Here is a 23,253-nt window from a genome sequence, read left to right as displayed (position 1 = left end):
GGCCATACAACCGTCCGAAAGCGAAACCTACTTTCTGAGGAGTCGGCTGGGTGCACAGCGACGCGTAGCCGACTGACACATTCCGAGAGCCGGCTCGAATGAGCAGCGGGAGGAGGCTTCTTGATGGGCAAGTTGATATCCAGGATCGTGACCGTTGCGGTTGCGGTTCTCCTCATCGCCGCCGCTTGCGGCGGGGACGGGGACGATGGGGGTACGGTTACTGCGCCTCCGCCGCCCGAGCCCCCGCCGGCTGCCGAGCCGCCACCCGCGGCGGAGCCCCCGCCGGCTGCCGAGCCGCCACCCGCGGCGGAGCCCCCGCCGGCTGCCGAGCCGCCACCCGCGGCGGAGCCCCCGCCGGCTGCCGAGCCGCCACCCGCGGCGGAGCCCCCGCCGGCTGCCGAGCCGCCACCCGCCGATGAGCCGGAGCCCGCAGCAGCGGGCGACAGTCCGGCGCCCGGCGTCAGCGCGACAGAGATCAAGCTCGGGGCGATAAGCGACGACGGTCTGCCGCTTCCGGAGATCGTGACGATCCCGGTCGTGGCCTCGGCCATCGCCATGTTCGACGCGGTCAACGACGAAGGCGGCGTGCACGGGCGCACGATCAGCGTCACGAACTGCGACGCCGCCGGCGACGTCGCCCGCGCCCGCGCCTGCTTCAGGAAGCTGGTGGACGAGGACCAGGTCTTCGGCTTCATCACCAGCATCACCTGGGGCACCGGCGAGCTGCACCAGGATCTGGCCCGCGACCAGGTCCCGTGGTTCGGCTCCTGGGGCTTCTTCACCAGCGAGTGGCGCGACCCCTGGATGTTCCCGACGCACATGGCCACCATCCACGAGGCGACCGCCAACTCCATCTGGGTGCGGGACATCCTGCAGCCGGAGTCGGTCGGCATCATCTACCTCAACATTCCCGAGGATCGCCTCGCGGCGGACTCCATGCGCGCCGTCTACGATCCTGCGGGCATCGAGGTCGTCCTCGAGCAGCCGATCGAGATCGAGACGCCCGACCACACGCCTGCCGTCATCGAGATGCAGGCCGCCAACCCGGACCACGTCATTCACTTCGCTTGGGCGGCGCCCATGGCGGGCTGGATGATCGCCGCCGAGCAGCAGGGCTACTGGCCGCCTCTGGGTGTCAGCGGCAACCACTTCGCGGCGGAGGCTCTGGGCGAGTTCGTGGGCGACTGGCCGCTGAAGGGCATGTGGACGATCACCACGTTCAAGATCTGGAACGACAACACCGAGTACCTTGCCGCACTCGAGAAGTACAACCCCGACCAGCTCCTCAAGATCCACCACATCACCCAGTCCGGCTATGCCGGTGCTCGAATCTTCATCGAGACCGCCAAGCAGGTGGGCCCGGACATCACCCGGGAGAACATGATGGAGGCTTGGGAGTCGCAGCCATGGGACGCCGGTCCGGGAATGGGCATCACCTTCACCTGGGGCGACGCCAGTTATGAGCGTGAGAACGGCATCGCCGAGACGGCGGCGCACGACACGCTGCGCTGTGAGTACCAGTTCAAGTACAACCAGTCCGCCGCTTCGACCGACTTCCTGGTGTGGATCCCGGCCCCCGAGGGCTACGAGGCCTGTGCCACGTATGACAGCTGAGTGAAGCCGGCTGGCTCTGACCGGTCGAGAGTCACGCATTGACCGGTCGAGGGTCACGAGACGCATCGGGGCGCCCCGCCAGGCTGGGGTCTGGCACGGCGCCCCGAGCGCTCACTGATCGGAGGGTTGGGGGGCCGCGGTGTTTGAGCCGTTCATAGTCAAGGCAGCACTCGTCACCGGTGTCGCCCTCGGTGCGCTCTACGGCATTCTCGCCGTCGGCCTCGTCCTCTCTTTCCGCATGAGCCGGATCGTGGCGTTCGTGCACGGGGGCATCGCGCTCTGCTCGGCGTTCCTCTACTGGTACCTGACGGCCGACCCGGCACGCACCTCCGGCCACGGCACCAATCTGGCCTATGCCACCAAGGAATGGCCCAAGGCCCCGGCGGTCATCCTGGCCGTCCTACTGGGTGCCGGCTTGGCGGCCCTGTTCGCCTGGGTGGCGACGGGGCGTATGGCGCGCTGGCCCCGGGTCACCGTGACCACCTTCGCCTTGGGCGGGATGCTGATCTTCACGGGCATCACCCAGGAGATCTGGCCCGGCGCCTTCGAGATCGTGCCGAGCCCGTTCGGGAGGGGTCGCGTGACCATCTGGGGCGCGAACGTGTCGCACCATCAGATCGCCACGATCGCGATACTCGTCTTCCTGGTGATCGTGCTGCACTTCGTCGTGACGAGGACGAAGGTCGGCGTGCAGATGCGCGCCATCTCCGACGACACCGAAGCCGCCGAGATCGTCGGCATACCCGTGCGGAAGGTCTCCATGGGCGTTTGGTGCCTGACGGGGGCCCTGGCCGGCCTCGGCGGCGTCCTGCTGACGCCCATGACCAGGCTCGGGGCCAGCGTCATCCTGTTCGTGCTGATCAGGTCGCTTGCGGGCGCGGTCCTGGGCGGCTTCAGGAGCCTGCCTCTGGCCCTGCTCGGGGCGATGCTCTTCGGCCAGGTCGAGGCGCACACAGCCGGTGGGACGTTCGGCAAGATCAGTTCCGGATGGCGCGAGGTCATCCTCATGGCGGTGCTCTTCCTGGGCGTCATGATCGTGGTGCGGAGGAAGCGCTCGCAGTTCCGGCTTGCGGAGACGTGAGTCCGTGTCGCTGAATTCCGTCAGGACACCGCCGCGGCTTCCGGGCTCGCTGTCCGGCTTCCAACCCTCGCCCCAACTCGCGGGCGTGCTGGTGCTGGCGCTCGCCATCGGGATCGTCCCGCATTTCGTCAGGGAGTACTGGGTCTTCCTCTCCACCGCCGGCTTCCTGATGGCGATCACCGTCATGGGCCTCGCCGTCATCATCGGCTGGGCGGGTCAGGTCACCCTCGCCGGTGCGGCGCTCCTGGGAACCTCCGTCTACATGACGGGGTACCTGCTGCGGGAGGGCTTGGCGGGCTCGGCGCCCTGGCCGTTCATCCCGGCGATGATCGGCGGGGTGGCCTGCGCCACCGTGCTGTCGGCGCTGGTGGCGATTCCCACGGCCCGGTTCTCGGGGATCTACGTCATGGTGCTGACCATGGGCCTGCAGGTCACCTTGGAACGCACGCTGTTCACCTATACGTGGGTCACCGGCGGGGCCGGCGCGGACGTGCGCGTCCCTCGCCCGAAGGTGTTCGGGTTCCATTTCAACACCGACATGCGGTACTTCTACCTCGCATTCGGCGTGATGGTCGTCTCGGGACTGTTGCTGCATGCTCTCCGGCGCTCCCGGCACGGGCGCGCCATCCATCTCGTGCGGACCGACAGGCAGGCCGCGGCCGCCGTGGGGATCTCACCGTGGCGCTACCGCGTGATCGCATTCGCCTTCGGCGGGTTCCTGATCGGGGTCGCCGGGGCCTTCACGGCGCCCTTCCTCGAATCGCCTCCCGCGCTGACCCAGTACATCCTCTTCCAGTCGCTGTTCCTGCTGGCGATCCCGGTCGTTGCCGGCACGCAGACGATCGTCGGGTTGGCCAGCGTGGCGGTCGCCTTCCAGATCCTGCCCGCGGCCCTGGAGAGCCACCGGCTGTCGGTGTACCTGCTGGGCGGCGCCGGGCTGATCGGTGGAACCCTGCTCGGACCGCGCGGTATGGCCGGCACGCTGCTCGACATGCTCCAGCAGCGCCGTGACGTGGCTCGCTTGCGCAAGGCCGCGGGCACCGAGGAGGAGCCCGCAGCGCCGCTCGAGCCGGCGGAGTCCGAGGAGCCGGCATGACTGCCAACCCTGCCCACAACGGCCAGGAGTCCTGGGAAGAGGGGCAACTGGCCGCCCTCGAGGTGGTCGAGGCGGCCCTGCCGCCGCCGGTCACCGAGGGCATGGTCCTGGAGGCTGAGGACATCCATGTCTCCTTCGGCGGCGTCCGGGCCCTGCAGGGTGCGTCGCTGCGGATCCCCGCCGGGACCATCGTCGGGCTGATCGGGCCGAACGGATCGGGCAAGTCGACGCTCTTCGACGTCATCAACGGGTTCACCGTCCCGGACTCGGGACGGGTGCGGGCGTTCGGCCAGGACATCACCGACCTGAACCCGTGGAATCGGGCGCGGCTGGGGATGTGCCGGACGTTCCAGGCCAATCACATCGACCCCAATCTCACCGTCTTCGAGAACCTCATCACCGGCGCCTTCCTGAGCATCGGCGGCGGCGTCTTCGCGTCGGTCTTCCAGTTGCCCAAGCCGCGCCGCGATCAGCGCCAGGCCGCCGAGTTGACCCGGGCCGTCGCCCGGTTGATCGATCTTGAGAAGGTTCTGGACGTCCGCGCCGGCGTGCTCTCCTTCGGCGGGCAGCGGCGCGCCGAGATCGGCCGGAGCATCATGAGCCGGCCGCGGCTGCTCCTGCTGGACGAACCCAGCGCCGGGATGGACTCGAACGAGGCGAGCGATCTGCTCCGCCTGGTGACGCGCCTGCAGTCCGACCTCGGGTTCGCCGTCTGCCTCATCGAGCACTTCGTGCGGATCGTCTTCGATCACTGCGGGATCGTCTACGCCCTCGCCGAGGGCCAGGTGATCGCCGAGGGCACGCCCGAAGAGGTGCGGAACTCCAAGGCGGCGCAAGAGCACTATCTGGGCGAGCAGTAGGGAGTCACCGGCGATGCTCGAGATCGAGAGCCTGCGGGCGGGCTACGGGCGCCTGCCGGTGCTGTTCGACATCGACCTGTCCGTCGAGCAGGGCGAGGTGCTGGCGATCGTGGGCCCCAACGGCGCGGGCAAGTCGACGCTGCTGAAGTCCATCATCGGCGTCGTTTCCCCGACTGCGGGAAGGGTCGTCTTCGACGGCGCCCGGGTCACTCACGAGCCGCCGCACCTGCGCGTCGAGCGGGGCATGGCCCTGGCGCCCGAGGGTCGCCGGATCTTCGCCGGCCTGAGCGTGCGGGAGAATCTCCTGGCCGGCGCGGCCCGGACCCCGCCCGAGGTCGTCGAGCAGCAGCTGGAGAGGATCTATGCGCTGTTCCCGATCCTGCGGGAGCGCACCGCCCAGGAGGCCGGATCGCTCAGCGGCGGCGAGCAGCAGATGCTCGCCATCGGCCGGGCTCTGATCTCCGCACCCAAGATGCTCCTCATCGATGAGCCCTCCATGGGTCTGGCCCCGCTCATCGTGGCCGAGCTGTACCGGGTGCTGCACGCGTTGGCCACCGAGGGGATCGGCATCGTCGTGGTCGACGAACGGTCTGAGGAGGCCACCTCCGCCGCTGACCGGGTCTGCGTCATCGAAAAGGGTCGGATCGTCTCGCTCACGGTGTCCACGAGCGGTGATGCCTAGCGCTCGCACGGTCGGACCGGCGCCGCAGACCGACGCCAGCGGCGCGCGGTGAACGATCGTGGAGGTGCCGGCGGCCAACGGGTCCGATGTCACGGTCAGCAACCTGACCAAGCTGTACGGCAATAGACCCGCCGTCCGGAACGTCTCGTTCCAACTCGGCAAGGGCATCACGGCCCTACTGGGCCCGAACGGGGCGGGCAAGTCGACGATCATCCGCTGCATCAGCGGTCTCATCGACTGGAACGAGGGGGACATCGCCGTCGGCGGGGTGAATTGCCGCCTCGACCCGCAACTCGCCCGGTCGAAGATCGGCTACCTCCCCGAGCGGGCCGCATTCCCCAACGAGCTCCGCGTGACGGCCTATCTGGAGTACGCGGCGCACATGAAGAAGGTGCCGCGGGCCGACCGTGCCGACGCCGTGGAGCTGGCGCTGGACCAGCTGGATCTCAAGCCGGTCGCCAAGCGGCTGGTCGGGAACCTCTCCAAGGGCTACCGCCAGAGGGTGGGTCTGGCGCAGGCTCTGGTCGGCAAGCCGCCGGTGCTGGTCCTCGACGAGCCTTTGGCCGGCATCGATCCGCTGCACATCTGGGACTTCCGCGACGTCCTGGCGGCGTACGCCTCCGCGCACACCATCCTGCTCTCCACCCACATGATTCCCGAGGCTCGGGTCCTCTGCGACCGCGTGCTGGTGGTCTCCGAGGGCCTGCTCGTCTACGACGGCTCCCTGATCGGCGCCGAACTGAGCGGCCGGGTGGCGCGGCGCTGGCGGATCGGCGTGCTGGGACCGACCCTGGACGAACTCAGCCGCCAAGTCGCCTCCGTCGGGGCGTCGATCGTCTATCAGGCCGGGAGTGGAACCAGCAACAACCTGGTGATCGATGCCGAGGATCCCCGATCGGTGAGTGACCTCGTGCAGGCCGCGATCACCGAGGGATGGTCCGTGGCGCACCTCGAGCCTCTGACCGATCTCATCGGCGCCGCATTCGAGCGGGCCGGACTCAGCCCCTCCGACGCGCCCCAGGTCGCGGTGGTCCCGGGATGACGAGCCTGCGCAATGAGCTGAGAGCACTCCTCGTCTCGCCGGTCACCTGGGCGATGGTGACCGGCTACATCGTCTTCTCGGGGATCTTCTTCGTCGTCCTCCTCTTCAGTCGCGGGATCGCCGACCTCGAGGGCTACTACTCCAACATCGAGACGACCCTCGTGGTCCTCGCGCCGATCGTGGCGATGCGCTCCTTCGCGGAGGAGCGCCGCACCGGCGCCCTGGACATCACCCTGTCCTGGCCCACGTCCCGCTGGTGGCTGGTGATCTCGAAGTTCGTCGCCAACACGCTCCTGACCTGGCTGATCGTCAGCATCGTCTGGCTCTACGTCTGGCTCTTGAACAGGGAGGTCGACGTCGAGATCGGCAAGAGCGGGGCGGGGTACATCGGCCTCCTGATGATCCTGCTGATGTTCAACGCCATAGCCCTGGCCGTCTCGGCCCGCTCCCGGTCGCCGGCGACGGCCGCGTTCGTGGGGTTCGGCGTCCTGATCGCCCTCTGGGTGCTGGACTTCGTGCCCGGCTGGCTGGGCGGACGGTTCGACAGCGTCATCTCCTTTCTGGCGCCGACCAACCACATCGCCAACAGCGGGCGCGGCCTGCTGGATCTCGGCGACGGGCTCTACTTCGTGGCCGGCATGTGCCTCGGGTTGAGCCTTGCCGTGCTGTGGCTGGCCGAGCCGCGCCCGCGGTCCTTCGAGGGCGCGGTCCGCGGTCGCTTCGCGGGGGTTCTGCTGGGTCTGATCGTGACCGCCGGCGTCGGTGGTGCCTCGATCGTGGCCAAGGGACAGGTGGACCTGACCCCGGAGAAGCGGTTCACCCTCACCGACCACTCGCGCTTCGTGCTGAACGCGGTCACCGCGCCCACGACCATCTACGGGTTCGTGGAGCCGGGCTCGGCGCAGCAGGTCGAGATGCGTTCCCTGATCCGGCGCTACCAGCTGGAGAACGACAACATCAGGCTGGAGTTCATCGACCCCGACGCCCAACCCGCCCTCACCAAGGCGGTCGGGGCCAGGACCTACGGGCAGATGATGGTGGAGATGGACGGGCGGCGGGAGCTCGTGGACGACATCCTGGAGATCGAGGTGACGAGCGCGCTGCAGCGGCTCGCCCGGATCGACCCGCCGGTGGCCTGCTTCACCGTCGGCCACGGCGAGCGTGACATCAAGGACATCCTGCCGGGAGGATTCCTGCAGTTCGCCGAGGAACTCCGCCAGTTGGGGTTCACGGTGGAGCCGCTGGCGCTGGGAGCTGTCGGGGGGGTCGAGCGGCTCGCGACCTGCACGGTGGTGGTGATCGGCGGCGCTCGCGTGGAGTTCCTGCCCGAGGAGGTCGAGCTGCTCCGGCGCCACGCCGATGCCAACGGGCGCCTCGTCGTCTTCGCCGACTCCGCCGGCGCACGCGCCACCGCTCAGCTCAACGAACTGCTCCGCCCGTGGGGGGTGGCGGTCCGCCAGGGGACCGTGTCGGACCGGAGTTCGCTCAAGGACGACCCGGGGTCGATCGTCGCGTACCGGTATCCCAGCGCCAGCCCGGTGACGGTCTCGCTGACACGCGACAACATTCCGCTGCTGCTCGTGGCCGCGCAGCCGGTCGAGTCCGCGCTCGTCGGGTTGGCGTTCGAGGATCAGGCGTGGATCTCGCCGCTCGTGACATCGAGTTCCTGGAGTTCGCTGGATGACGGGACCCAGGGCCCGTTCGTGCTCGGCCTCATCACCGACTGGAGCAGTGTCGAGGGGGAGGTCGGCGATCGCGAGATCGCCCGGACCCGCATCGGGGTGGTCGGCACCGTCGAGGTCGCCGCCAACGGCTACTTCGACCGGCTCGGCAACGGCGAGTTCTCCGCTCGACTCGTCTCGTGGGTCGCCCGGCAGGACGACCTCATCAGCGCCATGCGCCCAGTACGGGGTGTGCCGCGCTTGGTCCTGACCGAGGACGACCGCGGGCGGTACATCCGGAACGCGATCGTGTTCCCGGCGGTGGCGGCATTCGCCCTGCTGCTGCTCACGCTGCGGAGGTCGCGCACAGGATGAGTCGCAGGGTCCGGCGGCTGTGCATCGCGGCGCCCGCGCTGGCACTGGCAGCGATCAGCTGTGCCGACGTGGACCGGGCCGCCGAGTACCGGGAACTCCAGGCACAGCTCTCGGAGGAGTCCCAGACGGTCTGGGAGGTCGTGCCGCTCAGGTCCGAGCAGGTCGACAGCGTCGCCGTCGAGTTCGAGGGTCGCACCGTGGAGGTGACCCGGGCCGGCCCGGGGCGCTGGGCCACGGCTGATGCCGATCCGGTCATCCAGTCGCTGATGTTCGACGTGGAGCGAGTGCTCTTCCCGCTGCTCGCCTACCGCCGGCTGTCGGTCGACGGCGATGACCCGGCGTTCGGGCTGCGCGACTCGGTGCTCGGGGTCAGCGTGCACACGCCGGCCGGGGACCGCTGGCGGGTCAGCTTCGGCGCCGAGACGTTCAGTGGCGGCGGTCACTATGCGCGGCTCGACGGTGATCCGCACGTCTATGTCGTCATTCCGAAGGTGCTGGACAGCCTGGAGTCGGTCGCGCTCGGTGAGAAGATCGACCGCGGCATCGACCCGCGTTTCGCGGCGGCGCTCAACGAGCTGCAGCTCGTGACCATGGAGGAGGGTGAGCTCAACCCGTGGCTCGCTCAGGTGCTGGAGCACGAAGGCCGATGAGGCGCGTGCTGTGCCTTCTCCTGGCGACGGTCGTCGCGCTGGCGCTGCCGGCCGCCTCCTGCGGCGGAGAGGAGCAGACCGCTCCGCCGGAGGTCGCCGCGGTCGTCGACGGGCGGGAGATACTGGCGGTCGAGGTCGACGCCCTGACCGATCGCTACCTGGCGGCGCCCGCCACCAGTGGGCGGACGGGCTCGACGATCCCGCCGCTCGAGCGGCCGGTGGCGCTGCGGTTCGTCCTCAACTATCTGATCCGGCTCACGATGCTGGAGGTCGTCGCAGGGGAGTTCGATCTCGAGGTGGAGATCGATCCCGAGCTCGAGATGGCCCTCGAGTCCGTCTCGCCGGAGGACTTCGCCCGTTCCAACGTGACCGCCGACGACCTGCGCGTGGCCGAGCGAGCGGGGGACATCTCCCGGCGTGTCGCCGTGGCGCTCTTCCCGGAGGTCGCCGTCGCGGAGGACGAGGTGCGGCGGATATACGAGCAGGAGTCGTACCGCTACGAGTCCGGCTGGTCGGCGACGGTGCACACCGCGTTCCTCGGTTCGCTCGCCGCCGCCGAACAACTGCGGAGCGCCACTCAGCAGGGAGCGTCGTTCCTCGGGACCGCAGAGACGCTCGGCGCGCTCGAGTCGGGCAGCATGGGCGTCGTCACCTCCACCAGCCCGCTGCCGCCCGACATCCTGGAGGCGATCGGCTCGCTGGCTCCCGGAGAGGTCAGCGAGGCGATCCAGGCCTCCATCGGCTGGTTGCTGTTCTTCGTGGAGACACGGGAGGCGATCGGCGAGACGCCCTACGACGTGGCGAGGCTCGAGATCCTGGCGGTCCTGGCCGACCAGGAGCGGCAGCGGCTCTTCGACGACTGGTTCCAGCAGCGGGTGACGGAGGCGGACGTCGAGGTCGATGAGTTCTACGGACGCTGGAACGCGCAGTCGGGAACTGTGCGCTCATCGAGGCAGGGGGGCGATGACAGGGACGACCGGGACCAGGACGACGGTCCGGACCGGGTGCCGGCCTAGCCGGAGGCTGGATGGTGCGGGGCGGCTCCCTCATGCAGCGCGGTTCCTTCTCGTCATTCCGGCGTAGGCCGGAATCCAGGCTGCAGCGGTGCCGGCGGCCCCGACGCTGGGCCCCCCGGGTGGTCCGCTTCGCCAGCTTCATGGCGCTGGTCGGTGGGCTGCTGGCGTCGTCCGCCCTGCTCGCCCCGACGGTCTTGGCGCACCACTTCACCGGCGAGGTCCAGTTGTGGGCGTCGACGGTGGACTTCCAGGACTCACCGGGCGGCGTCCTGGTGACGGTGCGGCTCATCGAGCGGGAATCCGGCGAGTCGGTGTCCGGCTTCGGTGCGCGGGTCACGGCCACCGGGGGCGGCGACCGGGTGGGACCCGTCGAGTTGCAGGAGTCGGAGTTCGCCGTCTACTCGGCCACGCTCCCGTTGGGCCCCGGACGCTGGGAGATCCTGGTGACCACCCACCAGGGCGCCTCCTCGCTCCCGGCAATCGAGTCGTCGCACCGCAAGACGCTGGAGATCGACGCAGCCGGCCGGGTCGTGGCGTCGGCGGGCGGGGGATCGGCGGCGACGACCATCCTGGCGACCGTCCTGCCGATCTGCGCGGCGGTCGTCGCCCTGCTCGTCGTGCTGCGCCGCCGCCGGCTCGCACTGGACGACGAGGTGGAGGCCGAGGACGTCCCGGCCAGCGACGATGCGGGCGCGCCGACAACCGGCGGCGATCCGGCGGGAGATCGGGACAGCCGATGAGGTCGTTGATCGACGGGACGCGCACCCCCAAGGCGGTCCGCAGGAGGCTCCGGCTCCTCGCCGGTTCGGTGCTGCTGATCCTGCTCGCCGCCGGCGTCTCCGGCAGTGTCGCAGCCCAGTCCGACGACAATGACGTCGATGGTCGTATCGACCTCTACTACGAACCGCGCGGTCCGGTCACGGTCGTGGTGGAAGAGGATCCCGTGGGCTACGAGGCGCTGTCGCCGAACTTCCTGCCGATGATCGTGCGCCTGCTCGACCCCGACACGAACGAACCGGTCGTTCTGGATTACGTCGTTCTCGCCGGCCTGGCCGACAGCACCGGCCGTCGGGGCACGGCCGTCTACTCGTTCAGCTACCCGTATCTCAACTACCCGGACGCCGAGCCGGCCGGCGTCTACAAGGGCACCGTGATCGTTCCCGCGCCGGGTCGTTGGACCGTCGTCGTGAACGCCTTCGATCCCATCGACGAAGCCACCAGTGAGGTGCCGACAGCTCTCGGCCACGCCGAACTGGTCATGAACGTGACCGATGTGCAGACCCTGCTGAGTGCGGCCGAGTTCGGCGAGGTCAGCGAGCTTCCGTCGGCGAATCCGGGCGAGGTGATCCTGCTGACGGTTCACTCGATCTTCGGCGTGCTGTGGTTCGCCGTGGCGTTGGCGCTGGTGTGCATCAGCTCCCCGAACCGGGCGAAGTGGTTCTCCGTGCGCGCCAACGACTTCCTGGAGCGGAACGTGAACCGGCTGGTGCGGGCGGCGATCGCGGTGACCTTCGCCATGTGGCTGACCGGCATCCTGAACCTCAACTTCTCGGTGGCGTACCCGCCGCCCCTGTCGGCCGACCAGGCGCGCGCCCTGTTCACGCTCCCGTACGCGCAGCCCTACACCATCGCCCTGTACCTCAAGATCGCCATGTACTCGGTCATGACGCTGCTGCTCATACCGCTCAGCCGCGCCGCCCGCCGGTCGGCCGGCGGGACTGTGGGTCGTGCCAAGAGCCATGACAGATGGGCCGCCGTGCGCGGCAGGCGCGGCGCCGCGGCGGCGCCTGAGCAGCCTCGGCAGGCCGCCGGACGCGCCCGGCTGCTGACGGTGCCGCGGGTCAGCCTCGTCACGATCGGCGTGGGCGGCGTCCTGATCGTCGTGTGCGTGACGATCCTGAAGTACGCGCACGTCTTGAGCGAGTCGATCGGCAGCCTCACCCCGTAGCGCCCGCCCGCGACGCTGCGCTCGGCCACGATCGTCATTCCGGCGGAAGCCGGAATCCACTGTCCAGCGGGTTGGCCAGCGCCGTGGAGCGACTACTCGGCAAACTCCGGTGGCTCGCCGGCTCGCCGAGAAGGGTGCCCTCAGGGGCGGATCAGCACCTTCAGCTCCTCGTGGGCGGCCATGCGCTGATACGCCTCGGGCACCCCGGCCAGGGAGACCGTGCCCGTCACGATGGCGGTCGGGTCGAGCACCCCGGCCGACAGCAGCGGGAAGATCCGGTCGCGCAGCCTGATGGAGTCCCCGATGGCGCAGGTGAGCGTCAGCTCGTCGGCGAACGCCCTGGCGATCGGGTAGGGGAACGTCGCATCGAAGTGGGCGCCCACCGAGACGATCCTGCCGCGACGCCGCACGAGGTCGCAGGCGGCTTCCAGCGGCGCCGGGCCGCCGACGGCGTCGATGGCCACGTCCGCGCCGCGCCCGTCGGTCAGTTCGGCGATGATCCCCTCGGCCTCTTCGGGCGAGGCGGGGATCGCTCCGTTGTCGACCGCCACCTGCAGGCGCGCCGGGAGCCGGTCGGTGACGACGACGGTCGCCGCGCCGATGATCTGGCAGGCCAGGCTGGCCATCTGCCCGACGGTGCCCCCGCCCACGATGGCCACGGTCTCGCCCGGCACCAGCCCGCCGCGCTCAGCGGCTGCGAAACCGCAGGCCAGCGTGTCGCCCACGAACACGGCGGCCTCAGCGGTGCAGTGCTCGGGCACCGGGCAGAGCACCGAGTCGGCGTGGGGCACGCGGATGATCTCCGACTGCGCCCCCGGCAGGGGCGCGCCGAAGACCGACCCGAAGCCGAAGAAGCTGCGCTCCTCGCACTCCCAGTGATCGCCCTGGCGGCACCACCAGCAGCGGCCGCAGGCCGTGAAGTCACTGGCGTTGACCAGCTCCCCGACCTTGCGGTCCTGCACCGCCGAGCCGACGGCGACGATCTCGCCGACGAACTCGTGACCCAGCACCGTGCCGGGCGGGATGCCGGGAAGCCCATGCAGCGCATGCAGGTCGGTTCCGCAGATGGCGCTGACCCTGATGTCCACGAGGGCATCGGTGTGGTTCTCGATGCGAGGCTCCGGGACGTCGGCGAGGGCGACCCTGCCGGGGGAATCGAAGACGACGGCGCGCATCAGGCGCCTGCCAGTTCACTGAACCGTTCTTCGATCCTTTGCGCGGCCACGCGGAGCTCGGAGAGTTCGGCGGCGCTGAGGTCGAGGCTCACGATCTCGGCGACCCCGCCGGAGTCCAGGCGGACCGGAAGGCCGAGGTAGGTGCCGCTGATGCCGAAGGTTCCGTCCGCCTGGACGCAGGCACCGAGCACCTCGTCGCTGCCCTGGACCATGGCGCCGATCATCCGGGCCACCGAGGCCGCGGGGGCGTAGTAGGCGCTGCCCGTCTTCAGCAGCCCGACCACCTCGGCGCCCGAGTCTCGGGTGCGCTCAACGATCCGCTCAAGGGTTGCCTCGTCGAGGACCGAGGCGATCCGCCGGCCACCGACGCGGGCCTGGCTGAGGGGTATCACCATCTCGTTGCCGTGGCTGCCGAGGGCCAGTGCCGAGACCTCCTCGGCACGCCCGCCCGTGGCGAGGGCGACGAGCGCGCAGAAGCGGGCGGCGTCCAGCACTCCGGCCATGCCCAGAACGCGCTCGGGACCGAAGCCGGTCTCCCGCTGGGCCAGGGCGGTCATCTCGTCCAACGGATTGGTGACGACCAGCACCGCGGCGTCGGGCGAGTGCCGCCCGATGTCGGTGGAGACCGCGCTGATGATCTCGGCGTTCACCCGGATCAGGTCGCTGCGGGACATGCCGGGTTGCCGGGGTCGACCCGCGGTCACGACCACGTAGTCGGCACCGGCGGCGTCCGCCGGGTCGTTGGTCCCCCGCAGCGTCGTCCCGAAGCGTTGCAGGCCGGCGCTGTGGGTGAGGTCCAGTGCCAGGCCCTCAGCCAGTCCCGGCACGGTGTCGACCATCACGATCTCGCCGAACAGGTCGGACTCGGCGAGGCGCATGGCGGTCGTGACGCCCACGTGTCCGGCGCCCACGACGGTCAGGCGCCCGCCGGGGCCCCGGTGCGCCCCCGAGACGACCGACCGGGGGTCCTGATCGGCGTTCACGACCGGGGCGCCTCGCCGGTAGAGGGCTCCGGCAGGCGGGTCGTTGGTCGCCTGCCTGCCGTTCGGAGCGGGCTCCTCGAAGGCGGCGCCGGGGGTGCCGATGTAGTCCGGGCTGGCCCCTGAATTGGGTGTGACGATGAAGCGGACGTTCAACTCGCGGGCGCGGTCCCGTGCCAGCGGGGTGACGACGTCGCCGACGGTGACGCGGAGTTCTCCCCCTGCGTTCTGCTCGACGTCCCTGACGCCGACGACCCTCATGTCCGGGTGGCCCTCATGTGCGGCCTTCGAGACTCGACAGCACCCCGACGGCGGCGTCCCGTGCGGTGGCGACCTCACTCTCGCTGCCCGCCAGGAACGTGCGGCCGAACCGTCCCACCGCCCGGATCTCGACGACCTTGATCGTGGCGGCCTTCTCCGCCTCGTTGGCGGCCAGACCGGCGTAGGCGGCCGGCGCGACCTCAAGGACGAAGAGGCTCTCGCCAGGAATGAGCAGCGCGCCCTTGCGGAACTTGTTCAGTAGTTGCGCCTGGTAGGGGTGGATGTTGGTGATGAACTGCGTCGAGGCGATCGTCGGCTTGAGGCGGTCCGATTCCTGCAGGTTCAGCTCCGACAGGATCGCCGCTCCCGAAGCCAGCACCTCGGCCTGGCTCTCGGAGTGGAGTTCCAGGAGCCCGAACTCGCGCTCGATGATCTGCAGGGCCGGTCGGACGCTGGCCGCCTTGAGGGCGACGTCGGCAACGTGGAAGACCTCGTTGCCCGGCGACATCTCCACGAAGAGTTCCGCCATTCCCGCCACGGGCACGTCGCCCTGGCAGGTGGCGGCGATGTGCGCGGCGCACTGCGGCTGCAGCCGGTCGATGAAGGCGTAGGTCCGGAGGGTCACGTCTGCCATTACGAACTCCAGGCCAAGCCGAGGGGTGTGATGTAGAGGGCGTGCGGGTACTCGATGACCGCCCGTTCCAGGTATTGCGAGACGACCCCGGCGGCGCCGGGCAGCATCAACCCGCCGCCGGCCAGGTGCACCGGCAGCGATCCGTGGCCGCTGGAGAGGCGCTCGATGGAGACGGCGATGCGTTCGAGTCCGGGACGCAGGATCGGCAGGTGGTCGGCGCCGTCGGTCCGCTTGCGCCGCTCCGCCTCCTCGACGGAGGTTCCGAGTGCCCCGGCCAGGATCAGGTTCAGATGATGGCCGCCGCCCGGCACGTCACCCACCTCGACGAGTTCACCGTCGCGGAAGATCCCCACCCCGGTGGAGCCGGCGCCGACGTCCACCAGAACGCCGTCGCTGATCCCCAGGACCGAGTTGGCCGCGCTCACCTCGTCGGTGAGTGTCGTGCAATCCAGGCCGGCACGCTCCAGGACGAAGCGGCATGCCCGGCTCTCGGTCGGCCCGATGCCCGGCGGGTAACCGGCGGACGCCGCGTCGATCCGGTGGCCGGTGTCGGCGGCGGCGGTCTCGACGAGCCTCGTGACCGCCTCGACCGCCCCACCGAAGTCCACCACGACGCCGTCGCGCAGCGCCTCGCAGGGTTCGGTTGCGACGAACGCCGGCAGCCCGTCGCCGTCGGTGACGGTCAGGACGACCGTGGAGGTCCCCAGGTCGATGCCGGCGTGCAGCTCACCGCTCAGGGGGACGGGCGCCGCCTCGAGGCAGCGCGCCACCCGGTCGAGGTAGAACTCGGCTGGATGAGCAGGTCGCACCGCGGCGAGGGTCATGGCGGGAGTGCCGTGTCGCCGACGAGCTGGCGCCAGGGACGCACCTCGTGCGCGATCCGCTTGATGTTGATGAGGTGCAGCGCCGTGATGTTGTCCGAGCTGATCGACCCGCTCCAGGTCCCGGTGCCGAGCATGAACGAGGGGTCGATGTCGGCGCTGTAACCCATCCCGCCGAAGAGGGTCGGCGTGTTCACCGGGAAGCGCGACGCGGGCAGGGAGGAGAAACGCTCGATGACGTCCACGTCCGTGGCGTGCAGACCCAGAGTGTGGCCCTCGCCTCCGAAGTGGAGCACCTCCAGGCACCTGTCGAATGCGGCCGCCGGCGTGGGCTCCCGGTAGAGCTTCAGAACGGGCCCCAGGATCTCCGCGGACAGCATCTCGTGCGGTCCCACGGTGTCGAGTTGGACACCGAGCACCCGCGTCCCGGGAGCGACCGGTATGCCGCAGAGGTTTCCGAGGGTTACTGCGGATTGCCCCACCGGATCCGGCCTGAGCCCGCCGCGCTCATCGAAGACCAGCCGCCGCAATGATTCGTGCTGGGACCGCTCCAGCATGGCCATACCGGCCCCGCGCAGGGCGTCGAGGAACTCATCCGCGATCGGCTCGTCCAGGATGACGGCCTGCTCGGCGACGCACGCCGTGCCGTTGTCGAAGGCCTTCGATTCGACGACCATGAGCGCGGCCTCGGTGACGTCGGGCACGCTGCGGTGGATGTAGACCGGGACGTTGCCCGCCCCCACGGCGATCGTCGGCTTGCCGGAGGAGTAGCACACCCGGACCATCTCGCCGCTTCCCGTGGCGAGCACCAGGGACACCGCCGGGTGGCTCATCAACTCCTGCGTGCTCGCGAGCGTGGGAGTCTCCAGGCAGGAGATCAGCCCGCGCGGCGCCCCGGCCTTCACCGCCGCCTCGGCCACGACCTCGGTCGTCCGTCGGCAGCACTCGACGGCGCGGGGGTGAGGTGAGAAGACGATCCCGTTGCCCGATTTGATCGCGGCGAGGGCCTTGAAGAGCACGGTGGAGGTGGGATTGGTGCGCGGAATGAGTCCGGCGATCACTCCCATCGGGCACCCGACGGCGGTCATCCTGCTCGCCTCGTCCACCCAGAGCACGCCGACCGCCCTCTGGCGGAGCATGTGCTTGGCGACGAAGGTCGTGTTGTAGCGGTTCTTGAGGATCTTGTGCTCGTAGACGCCGTAGCCGGTCTCCTCGACGGCCAGGCGCGCCAGTTCCTCGGCCGCGGCCGTTCCCGCACGTGCCATCTGCCGGAGGATGGCGTCGAGGCGTTCCTGGCTCGTGCCGACGAACTCCTCGAACGCGGCTCTTGCCTCCCGCGCCTTGGTGCGGGCCTCGGCCAGTGCGGCCAGGTCAGTGTCAACGGCGGTGGTCATGACGCTGCCGAGCTGTGATTGGTGGTCTGCTCAGGCGGCAGTGGTCAGGTCGTCGCAGCTCCAGCGGCGGCATCACCGAGGATCATCTCGACCTCGTCGTGAGGCCGCGGGATGACGTGAACGGCGATGACTTCGCCCACCTTGCCCGCGGCGACCGATCCGGCGTCCGTGGCGGCCTTGACGGCGCCGACGTCGCCCCGAACCATCACAGTCACGAGACCACCCCCGATCTGCTCGCGTGAGACCAGTTGCACGTTGGCTGCCTTCACCATTGCGTCAGCGGCTTCTATCGCACCGACGAGCCCGCGAGTCTCGATGAGGCCGAGAGCCGTTAGGGAGATGCCTGATCCTCTGGTCGCCATTTGGTCGTACCTCCATCAGTGTGTGCTTGTGGTTCTTCGGTTTCGGAGCGCGCGGTGTCAGAGCGCCGAGCGAGGGGTCACTTCTCGAAGGTGACCGCTCCGTCAACGTTCAACGTGTCGACTATCGCCACGACCGCGCTGTCGGTCGGGGTGTTCGCCGTGGCTCTCGGCACCCGAGCCGCGCTCCCTTGTGCCACGGTGACCAGCTCTCCCTCGCCGGCGCCGACGAGGTCGACGGCGACATAGGGAGGCGCGCTCGCCTCGCCGTCCGGCGCGGACGGATCGATGTTCTGCACGATCAGGATCTTGAAGGTGTCCAGACCCGGCTCCTTGACCGTCGCAACGACTTGGCCGATGACTCTGGCTAGCTGCATGACACCCACGCCTCGGGGCGGTCGCGGCGCGCCGAACCAGCCTTGGAGAACAGCCGCCGATACGCCATGACAGCAAAATACGCCCGCCAAACTCGGCCGGACTACTCCCCTGTGGATAACTCTGGGTGCCGGTTGATATCCCGAGAATCGGGTACCGCGATGCCTGGGGACAACTAGAACAAAGTTGTCGTACGCCGTTGTGGGGACGGACGGGGATACAGGGATACAGCGGAGACTTCCAGGGAGGCGAGCATGATTCTGGACAGCGATGCGGCACTCCACGTTCCGACCTCGGACGACCCGCACTGGGCGGAGACGAACTTCTTCGGGTTCTACGTGCCGCAGTTGAATCTCAATTGCGGCGTCTATGTGCTGTGCCGCACCAATCTGGGCGTCGCGCTGTCGACGATCCACATGTGCTCGCGGCGCGCCTACTCCCACTGGGAGGCCGAGTACTGCGACATGCAGATGCACCTCCCGATGGGCCCCGATTTCGACCTGCAGGACTACAGGCTCGCCAACGGGCTGGCGGTCCGCTGCACCAAGCCCAACATGGACTGGGAGGTCGACTACGACGACGGCGAGGGCACCGAGATCCACTTCAGCTACCGCTCGCTCATGGCGCCGTACGACATCAACGATCCCGAGCAGGATCCGATGCTGGCGGCGAAGGTGGCGGGCTCGGACTTCCAGTGGGGGACGGCCTACAGCGGCCACTTCGACGAGACTGGCCTCTTCGAGGGAGAGATCGTGCTACGCGGCTCCAAGATCCCGTTCCGGTGCGTCTCCACGATGGACCACAGTTGGGGAGTCAGGGCCGAGCGCCACGCCCATTCGATGAGTTGGCTGCACGCGCACTTCTCGGAGGACTACGCCCTCCACGCCATCTTCGACTACGACCCCCACGAACTGGAGGGGTTGCGGTTGACGCACGGCTACATCATGGATCACGGGGAGGTGTACGGCCTCCGTGGCGGCAGCGGGCGGACGGTCAGGGACGGCTTCTATCCCGTCGAGAAGCACCTTGAGGTGGAGGACCGCATCGGCCGCCGGTACCGGTTCACCGGCACGGGATTGACCACCTTCCCGTGGCAGGCCTGGCCCGGCGTCATCGGCTTCAACGCCTTGATGGACTGGCAGGACCAGGACGGCAACGTCGGCAAGGGGGAGACGCAGGACTTCCTGGGACTGTCCACCGTCACGGCCCTCGGTGCCGAAGGAAGCTGATGGATGTCCGAACTTCGGGCACTGCTGTTCGACCTCGACGGCACGCTCGTCCAGACGCGGAACAGTTCCTGGCAGATCTTCCAGGAGACTGATTCGGAGTTCGGGCTGGGAGTCGGTTCGGCGGCGGAGTTCTTCCAGCTGTTCGAGGAGAACTTCTTCGAGGCGCTGGAGGCGCTGGCGCGGGAGCGGGGCGTGGTCGATCCGGCGCTCGTGCAGGAGCACTTCCAGCGCAACCTGCGTTCGGACTATCTCCCGGAGGTGGTGCCCGGCATCGCGGCGATCGTGCGCAAGCTGGCCTCGTCGTACACGTTGATGATCGTCTCCTCGAACACGATGGAGTCGGTGCGGCGGGTTCTGGAGAACAACGGTCTGGCGGACTGCTTCGCGCACGTGTTCTCCGGCGAGGTCGCACCCAGCAAGGTGCATGCGATCGATCACGTCCTGGAGGACCCCACGTACGCCTGCGGGCGCCAATGCGTGCCGTACTACGACGAGGCGGTGACTCCCCACAAGCATGCATCCAACGAGGTCATGCTGATCACCGACACGGTGGGCGACGTCACCGAGGCGCTCAAGGCCGGGATCCGGGTCTGCGGCGTGGCCTGGGGCATGCACAGCGCGGATCGGCTGAAGGCGGCCGGCGCGGAGTTCGTGTGCGTCTGGCCCGAGGAGCTGCTGGTGTATCTCCGCGACGGCCGCAGTGCCGAGGGGGGCCCGTGTACCGCGGGACCGCCGCCGTCCCGGTCCGCCGCGGCGGCGGGCAACGCCGTCCGCAGCGCGGCGGCTGCCGCGGCGGCGCACCGCCGTGGCCGGAGAGCGAAGCCGACGGCCGGTCGCAGTACGTCCTCGGCGGCTGCGGCTCGCGGGATGGAGTCGCCCGCCGCCGCGACCCCTGGGGCATCCTGCTGCGGGGCATCCTGCGACTGCGGCGGGACGACCACCGAGAGCGGCTGCTGCGATCCGCAGGCCGCGGCGGATGCGCCGCCGGCCGGCACCGTCCCGAGCAACGCCCCGGAGGTCCGCGACGAGTTGCTGCGCAGCGTCCTGGCGGCCATCGGCAGCTGATCCGTCGTGCCGGGGAGCAGGCTGGAACCCGCCGCCGCGGGGCTGCCGCCGCTCCGCGGGCACAGGTCCGCAATGTGAGGTCCGCGATGGGTCCGCGCGGAGAATGACCACGCCGCTGGCCGGACCGGGCCGATAAATCGCACTGCTCCCCCAGATAGCGATCCAAGGGGAATTTGTCCCTCCGGGATATCCCCGCGCCCGGAGCCGGTGGGCGATGCTGATGCGGATGGCCACTGACGCGCCGTCGCTGCGCGTTCAGATGCTCGCGACTACCACGAGGAGGACGACGAGGTGACTGTCATTGCTGAAGGCATGAATGTCTTCGAAACAAACAAGCAGCCTTCAGGAACCGTGCATTACCTGGCGAGCCCCATGGACGTCATTTCCCTGATCGACAGCGGCAAGCTGCGCGATCACATCCTGCTCGTTCGCGGCGGCACCACCACCTTCCTGGCGCCCGCCCTCACGATGGGAGCCATCGGCGTCGTCACGATGTCGGGGGCGCCGGAGTCCCACCTGGGCATCCTCTCCCGCGAGTTCCAGACGCCCTGCGTGATGACCGCCTATCTCACCGAGGGCAGCGGCTCCCGCTATGTGCCCGGCGAGACGGACGACTCGCACTTCGAGGAGATCGTTGAGGCGCTGAACGGCAAGAGCGTCAAGCTCGACTGCTCCGACCACGACGTCGGAAAGGTCGTTCTGCTCGACTGAGCCGGGCGCCCCTCGAATCCGGCGAACGCGCGGCTGCTCGTCCCCGAACCATCCGGCTGCTGCTTACCGAGACGGCAATGTCGCCGACTGGCAGGACCGAACCCGAATACCCCGAAGGAGAAATGCGATGACGATCCTCGAACAGGCAACCGCCGAGTACGCGAAGCGCTACGAGCCGGACGATGACGGGCTGCGGTTCCAGCCGCTGGAGTACGTCGGGAACTTCAAGGGCATGGAGCCGGTACCCGACGGCATCCTCGGCGACAAGATCATGCGGACGCGTGCCAAGTCGGGCGTGCTCGAGAAGGTCACGCACGAGGAAGTCCTGAACGACCAGTTCACCCTGGACGAGTTGAACGATCTGAACAACTACCTGGCGTGGAACATCTGGGACGTGCTCGTGATGCGGGCCACCGAGGGCGTCTCGGGCATGATCCCCCGCCAGGAGTACGAGATCCTGGCGTTCATGAACGAGTTCTACCGGTACCCCGAGTTCATGCGCATGGTCACCGACCGGATCGGCGCCCAGGGCGTGATCGACATCGGCGAGAGCGCCCGTTCGGAGATCGGCACCAAGATCAACTGCGTGCACGACTGGTGCCTCGGCGCGGTGGCGTTCGGCATGGGCCGCTGCGGTCTGCTGGCCGGCGAGTGGATCGGCGCCGACGACTACGTCGAGGAGAGCAACATCATCCTCAAGTTCATGCAGCGCGTCCTCTGGGGCAAGCGGCAGGACGGCTACATCCTCAACTCCCAGGACCGCTACCGCTGCAAGATCCACGAGCCGGCGCTCATCGATCAGCTGATGGGGCAGGTCCAGGACTTCGACCCGGGATCCCCGGACCAGCACACCTTCGAGCAGTTCAATGCGACCGCCGAGCTGCTGGCGTTCTTCGACCACTACGACTGCCGTCTGGGCCTCGGGGACACGGGACCGTACCCGCTTCCCGACGGGCGGATTCTCATCGTCCGGGACCTCTTCGTGAACGAGGAGGTCTTCCACTGGAGCGACGTCTGCGAGGGTCTCCCGCACTGCTACACGCTGGCGGTGGTCCTGGATCCCGACCTGATGGGACTCCAGGAGATCCGGGTCAACGACATCTCCACGAGCTTCACGATCCCGAAGAACTACGTCCCCCACATCACCGGCGGGGCGGTGTTCGTGCGCGACAAGTGGGACACGCCGATGAGCGACGTGTACGCGGTGCCGCTGACGGAGCTCGAGCCCCACATGGAGAGGCTGCGCGACTCCACCTACCGGATGTACAAGAAGACCGCAAAGATGTCCCGGCACACCCTGTGCCTCAACGGCATCTACAGCTACTACATCGAGATGATCCTCCCGCATCTCCGCAAGGCGGGCATGTACGACGAGATCTGCGCCAAGAAGGACTTCTGGGAGATCGACCAGCGGGTCATGAACTACTACTACGAGATCACCAAGCGGAACTTCGTGCAGGTGGTCGTCCCGCAGAAGATCTTCTCCGGAGAGGGTTACCTGCCGTTCTCCGACGAGGCCGATCTGCGGGCCTCGAAGTACCTCTGGGCTTAGCCCGCTCGATGCACGCGACCGCCCGCCGGTCTCCGGACGGCGTGCGGTCGCGGGGCTGATCCGCCGGCGGGCTTCGGTGGCATGACGACGCTCCCCGAGGGGCAGTTCCTCCTGCTGAACGCCGTGTGGCTGGCGAAGATGGCGACCCGCGGCACGATGGAGGAGAACGCCGGCCTCTCCAGCGCCGACGCCGAGTCCTGCCTCCGATCGGCTGTCGAACGCGAGCTGGTCCGCGAGCTGGGCGACTACCACGTCCTCACCGAGCCGGGGCGGCGCGCCGTCCTGGAGCACTACGACCGCGAGTACGCCGGCTTGCGCAGCGAGCCGGAATTCCTCGAGTGGTACGAGCGCTTCGAGGGCTACAACGCGCGGTTCCTGAACCTGATGAGCGCCTGGCAGACCGAAGCGGACGAGGCGAAGGAACGGACCTACTCACGCCTGGCGCGGGTCGTCGAGCGCCACGTCGAGGCGCTGGGCGCGGCGGCGAGCTGGATCCCCCGCTACAGCCACTACGCGGCGCGTTTCGAGCGCAGCCTGGAGTACATCGATTCGGGCCGGTCCGACTACGTGAGCAGCCCGATGGTGGACTCTCTCCACAACACCTGGTTCGAGTTCCACGAGGACCTTCTGGCCGTACTGGGCCGGCCTCGAGAGTCTCTGGAGGACTGAGGC

General features: G+C 68.8%; 23 protein-coding genes. 16 read left to right on the top strand and 7 right to left on the bottom strand.

From position 1 onward, the window contains the following. Positions 1-123: 123 nt before the first annotated feature. The 11 genes from OXG55_04005 (at position 124) to OXG55_03955 (ending at position 12,025) form a co-directional block, all read left to right on the top strand. Positions 124-1,614 carry an ABC transporter substrate-binding protein gene (locus OXG55_04005; GenBank protein MCY4102418.1) on the top strand — a complete coding sequence of 497 codons (1,491 nt, stop codon included), beginning with the start codon at positions 124-126 and terminating at the stop codon, positions 1,612-1,614. A gap of 139 nt (positions 1,615-1,753) precedes the next feature. Continuing rightward, positions 1,754-2,695: a branched-chain amino acid ABC transporter permease gene (locus OXG55_04000; protein MCY4102417.1), complete on the top strand. Its 942-nt coding sequence runs from the start codon at positions 1,754-1,756 to the stop codon at positions 2,693-2,695. Positions 2,696-2,699: 4 nt separating this feature from the next. Next, the gene (locus tag OXG55_03995) at positions 2,700-3,791 is read left to right on the top strand and encodes a branched-chain amino acid ABC transporter permease (GenBank protein MCY4102416.1); all 1,092 of its coding nucleotides are present in this window, start codon (positions 2,700-2,702) and stop codon (positions 3,789-3,791) included. Further along, on the top strand, positions 3,788-4,651 hold the full coding sequence (locus tag OXG55_03990; GenBank protein MCY4102415.1) for an ABC transporter ATP-binding protein: 864 nt from the start codon (positions 3,788-3,790) through the stop codon (positions 4,649-4,651). Before OXG55_03995 ends, OXG55_03990 begins: the two co-directional genes overlap by 4 nt. 13 nt (positions 4,652-4,664) lie before the next feature. Beyond that, on the top strand, positions 4,665-5,333 hold the full coding sequence (locus OXG55_03985) for an ABC transporter ATP-binding protein (protein ID MCY4102414.1): 669 nt from the start codon (positions 4,665-4,667) through the stop codon (positions 5,331-5,333). 58 nt (positions 5,334-5,391) lie between these two features. After that, positions 5,392-6,375, top strand: a complete 984-nt coding sequence (locus tag OXG55_03980; protein MCY4102413.1) for an ABC transporter ATP-binding protein — start codon at positions 5,392-5,394, stop codon at positions 6,373-6,375. Continuing rightward, entirely contained in the window at positions 6,372-8,411 is a 2,040-nt protein-coding gene (locus tag OXG55_03975) for a Gldg family protein (protein MCY4102412.1), read from the top strand. Before OXG55_03980 ends, OXG55_03975 begins: the two co-directional genes overlap by 4 nt. Next, a complete protein-coding gene (locus tag OXG55_03970; GenBank protein ID MCY4102411.1) occupies positions 8,408-9,061 on the top strand; it encodes a hypothetical protein in 654 nt (217 codons plus the stop codon). Before OXG55_03975 ends, OXG55_03970 begins: the two co-directional genes overlap by 4 nt. Continuing rightward, on the top strand, positions 9,058-10,077 hold the full coding sequence (locus tag OXG55_03965) for a peptidyl-prolyl cis-trans isomerase (protein MCY4102410.1): 1,020 nt from the start codon (positions 9,058-9,060) through the stop codon (positions 10,075-10,077). The genes OXG55_03970 and OXG55_03965 overlap by 4 nt, the downstream gene beginning before the upstream one ends. A gap of 119 nt (positions 10,078-10,196) precedes the next feature. Beyond that, positions 10,197-10,817, top strand: coding sequence for a hypothetical protein (locus OXG55_03960; GenBank protein ID MCY4102409.1), 621 nt, complete (start codon positions 10,197-10,199; stop codon positions 10,815-10,817). Then, positions 10,814-12,025, top strand: a complete 1,212-nt coding sequence (locus OXG55_03955; protein ID MCY4102408.1) for a hypothetical protein — start codon at positions 10,814-10,816, stop codon at positions 12,023-12,025. Before OXG55_03960 ends, OXG55_03955 begins: the two co-directional genes overlap by 4 nt. Before the next feature lie 140 nt (positions 12,026-12,165). On the opposite strand, the gene OXG55_03950 is transcribed toward OXG55_03955, so the two are convergent. The 7 genes from OXG55_03950 to OXG55_03920 form a co-directional block, all read right to left on the bottom strand. Then, entirely contained in the window at positions 12,166-13,200 is a 1,035-nt protein-coding gene (locus OXG55_03950; GenBank protein ID MCY4102407.1) for an alcohol dehydrogenase catalytic domain-containing protein, read from the bottom strand. Then, the gene (locus tag OXG55_03945) at positions 13,200-14,441 is read right to left on the bottom strand and encodes a malate dehydrogenase (protein ID MCY4102406.1); all 1,242 of its coding nucleotides are present in this window, start codon (positions 14,439-14,441) and stop codon (positions 13,200-13,202) included. Before OXG55_03945 ends, OXG55_03950 begins: the two co-directional genes overlap by 1 nt. A gap of 13 nt (positions 14,442-14,454) precedes the next feature. Further along, the gene (locus tag OXG55_03940) at positions 14,455-15,075 is read right to left on the bottom strand and encodes a hypothetical protein (protein ID MCY4102405.1); all 621 of its coding nucleotides are present in this window, start codon (positions 15,073-15,075) and stop codon (positions 14,455-14,457) included. Beyond that, the gene (gene eutJ, locus OXG55_03935; protein MCY4102404.1) at positions 15,075-15,899 is read right to left on the bottom strand and encodes an ethanolamine utilization protein EutJ; all 825 of its coding nucleotides are present in this window, start codon (positions 15,897-15,899) and stop codon (positions 15,075-15,077) included. The genes OXG55_03940 and eutJ overlap by 1 nt, the downstream gene beginning before the upstream one ends. Next, a complete protein-coding gene (locus OXG55_03930; protein ID MCY4102403.1) occupies positions 15,896-17,290 on the bottom strand; it encodes an aldehyde dehydrogenase family protein in 1,395 nt (464 codons plus the stop codon). The genes eutJ and OXG55_03930 overlap by 4 nt, the downstream gene beginning before the upstream one ends. Before the next feature lie 44 nt (positions 17,291-17,334). Continuing rightward, positions 17,335-17,631 (bottom strand): BMC domain-containing protein, encoded by a 297-nt coding sequence (locus tag OXG55_03925; protein MCY4102402.1) that lies wholly within the window; start codon positions 17,629-17,631, stop codon positions 17,335-17,337. A gap of 98 nt (positions 17,632-17,729) precedes the next feature. Beyond that, the gene (locus tag OXG55_03920; GenBank protein MCY4102401.1) at positions 17,730-18,026 is read right to left on the bottom strand and encodes a EutN/CcmL family microcompartment protein; all 297 of its coding nucleotides are present in this window, start codon (positions 18,024-18,026) and stop codon (positions 17,730-17,732) included. Between the two features lie 252 nt (positions 18,027-18,278). On the opposite strand from OXG55_03920, the gene OXG55_03915 reads away from it, so the two are divergent. The 5 genes from OXG55_03915 (at position 18,279) to OXG55_03895 (ending at position 23,250) form a co-directional block, all read left to right on the top strand. Further along, positions 18,279-19,253, top strand: a complete 975-nt coding sequence (locus tag OXG55_03915) for a hypothetical protein (protein MCY4102400.1) — start codon at positions 18,279-18,281, stop codon at positions 19,251-19,253. A 3-nt stretch (positions 19,254-19,256) separates the two neighbouring features. Then, positions 19,257-20,318: an HAD family hydrolase gene (locus OXG55_03910; GenBank protein MCY4102399.1), complete on the top strand. Its 1,062-nt coding sequence runs from the start codon at positions 19,257-19,259 to the stop codon at positions 20,316-20,318. A 291-nt stretch (positions 20,319-20,609) separates the two neighbouring features. Further along, the gene (locus OXG55_03905; protein MCY4102398.1) at positions 20,610-21,029 is read left to right on the top strand and encodes a PEP-utilizing enzyme; all 420 of its coding nucleotides are present in this window, start codon (positions 20,610-20,612) and stop codon (positions 21,027-21,029) included. A gap of 127 nt (positions 21,030-21,156) precedes the next feature. Next, positions 21,157-22,581, top strand: a complete 1,425-nt coding sequence (locus OXG55_03900) for a hypothetical protein (protein ID MCY4102397.1) — start codon at positions 21,157-21,159, stop codon at positions 22,579-22,581. Positions 22,582-22,662: 81 nt separating this feature from the next. Next, entirely contained in the window at positions 22,663-23,250 is a 588-nt protein-coding gene (locus tag OXG55_03895; GenBank protein MCY4102396.1) for a hypothetical protein, read from the top strand. The last annotated feature ends 3 nt before the right edge of the window (positions 23,251-23,253 follow it).

The sequence above is a fragment of the bacterium genome (assembly GCA_026708055.1).
Classification (GTDB): domain Bacteria; phylum Actinomycetota; class Acidimicrobiia; order Acidimicrobiales; family CATQHL01; genus VXNF01.
This window is presented reverse-complemented; position numbering and strand designations above follow the sequence as displayed.

Excerpts from the sequence above, each read along its gene's own strand:
- OXG55_03910 (MCY4102399.1), top strand. The coding sequence starts at position 19,257 with ATGTCCGAACTTCGGGCACTGCTGTTCGACCTCGACGGCACGCTCGTC.
- OXG55_03950 (MCY4102407.1), bottom strand. The coding sequence starts at position 13,200 with ATGCGCGCCGTCGTCTTCGATTCCCCCGGCAGGGTCGCCCTCGCCGAC.
- OXG55_03955 (MCY4102408.1), top strand. The coding sequence starts at position 10,814 with ATGAGGTCGTTGATCGACGGGACGCGCACCCCCAAGGCGGTCCGCAGG.
- eutJ (MCY4102404.1), bottom strand. The coding sequence starts at position 15,899 with ATGACCCTCGCCGCGGTGCGACCTGCTCATCCAGCCGAGTTCTACCTC.
- OXG55_03895 (MCY4102396.1), top strand. The coding sequence starts at position 22,663 with ATGACGACGCTCCCCGAGGGGCAGTTCCTCCTGCTGAACGCCGTGTGG.
- OXG55_03945 (MCY4102406.1), bottom strand. The coding sequence starts at position 14,441 with ATGAGGGTCGTCGGCGTCAGGGACGTCGAGCAGAACGCAGGGGGAGAA.
- OXG55_03990 (MCY4102415.1), top strand. The coding sequence starts at position 3,788 with ATGACTGCCAACCCTGCCCACAACGGCCAGGAGTCCTGGGAAGAGGGG.
- OXG55_03940 (MCY4102405.1), bottom strand. The coding sequence starts at position 15,075 with ATGGCAGACGTGACCCTCCGGACCTACGCCTTCATCGACCGGCTGCAG.
- OXG55_03985 (MCY4102414.1), top strand. The coding sequence starts at position 4,665 with ATGCTCGAGATCGAGAGCCTGCGGGCGGGCTACGGGCGCCTGCCGGTG.
- OXG55_03970 (MCY4102411.1), top strand. The coding sequence starts at position 8,408 with ATGAGTCGCAGGGTCCGGCGGCTGTGCATCGCGGCGCCCGCGCTGGCA.
- OXG55_03975 (MCY4102412.1), top strand. The coding sequence starts at position 6,372 with ATGACGAGCCTGCGCAATGAGCTGAGAGCACTCCTCGTCTCGCCGGTC.
- OXG55_03965 (MCY4102410.1), top strand. The coding sequence starts at position 9,058 with ATGAGGCGCGTGCTGTGCCTTCTCCTGGCGACGGTCGTCGCGCTGGCG.
- OXG55_03920 (MCY4102401.1), bottom strand. The coding sequence starts at position 18,026 with ATGCAGCTAGCCAGAGTCATCGGCCAAGTCGTTGCGACGGTCAAGGAG.
- OXG55_03900 (MCY4102397.1), top strand. The coding sequence starts at position 21,157 with ATGACGATCCTCGAACAGGCAACCGCCGAGTACGCGAAGCGCTACGAG.
- OXG55_04005 (MCY4102418.1), top strand. The coding sequence starts at position 124 with ATGGGCAAGTTGATATCCAGGATCGTGACCGTTGCGGTTGCGGTTCTC.
- OXG55_03915 (MCY4102400.1), top strand. The coding sequence starts at position 18,279 with ATGATTCTGGACAGCGATGCGGCACTCCACGTTCCGACCTCGGACGAC.
- OXG55_03930 (MCY4102403.1), bottom strand. The coding sequence starts at position 17,290 with ATGACCACCGCCGTTGACACTGACCTGGCCGCACTGGCCGAGGCCCGC.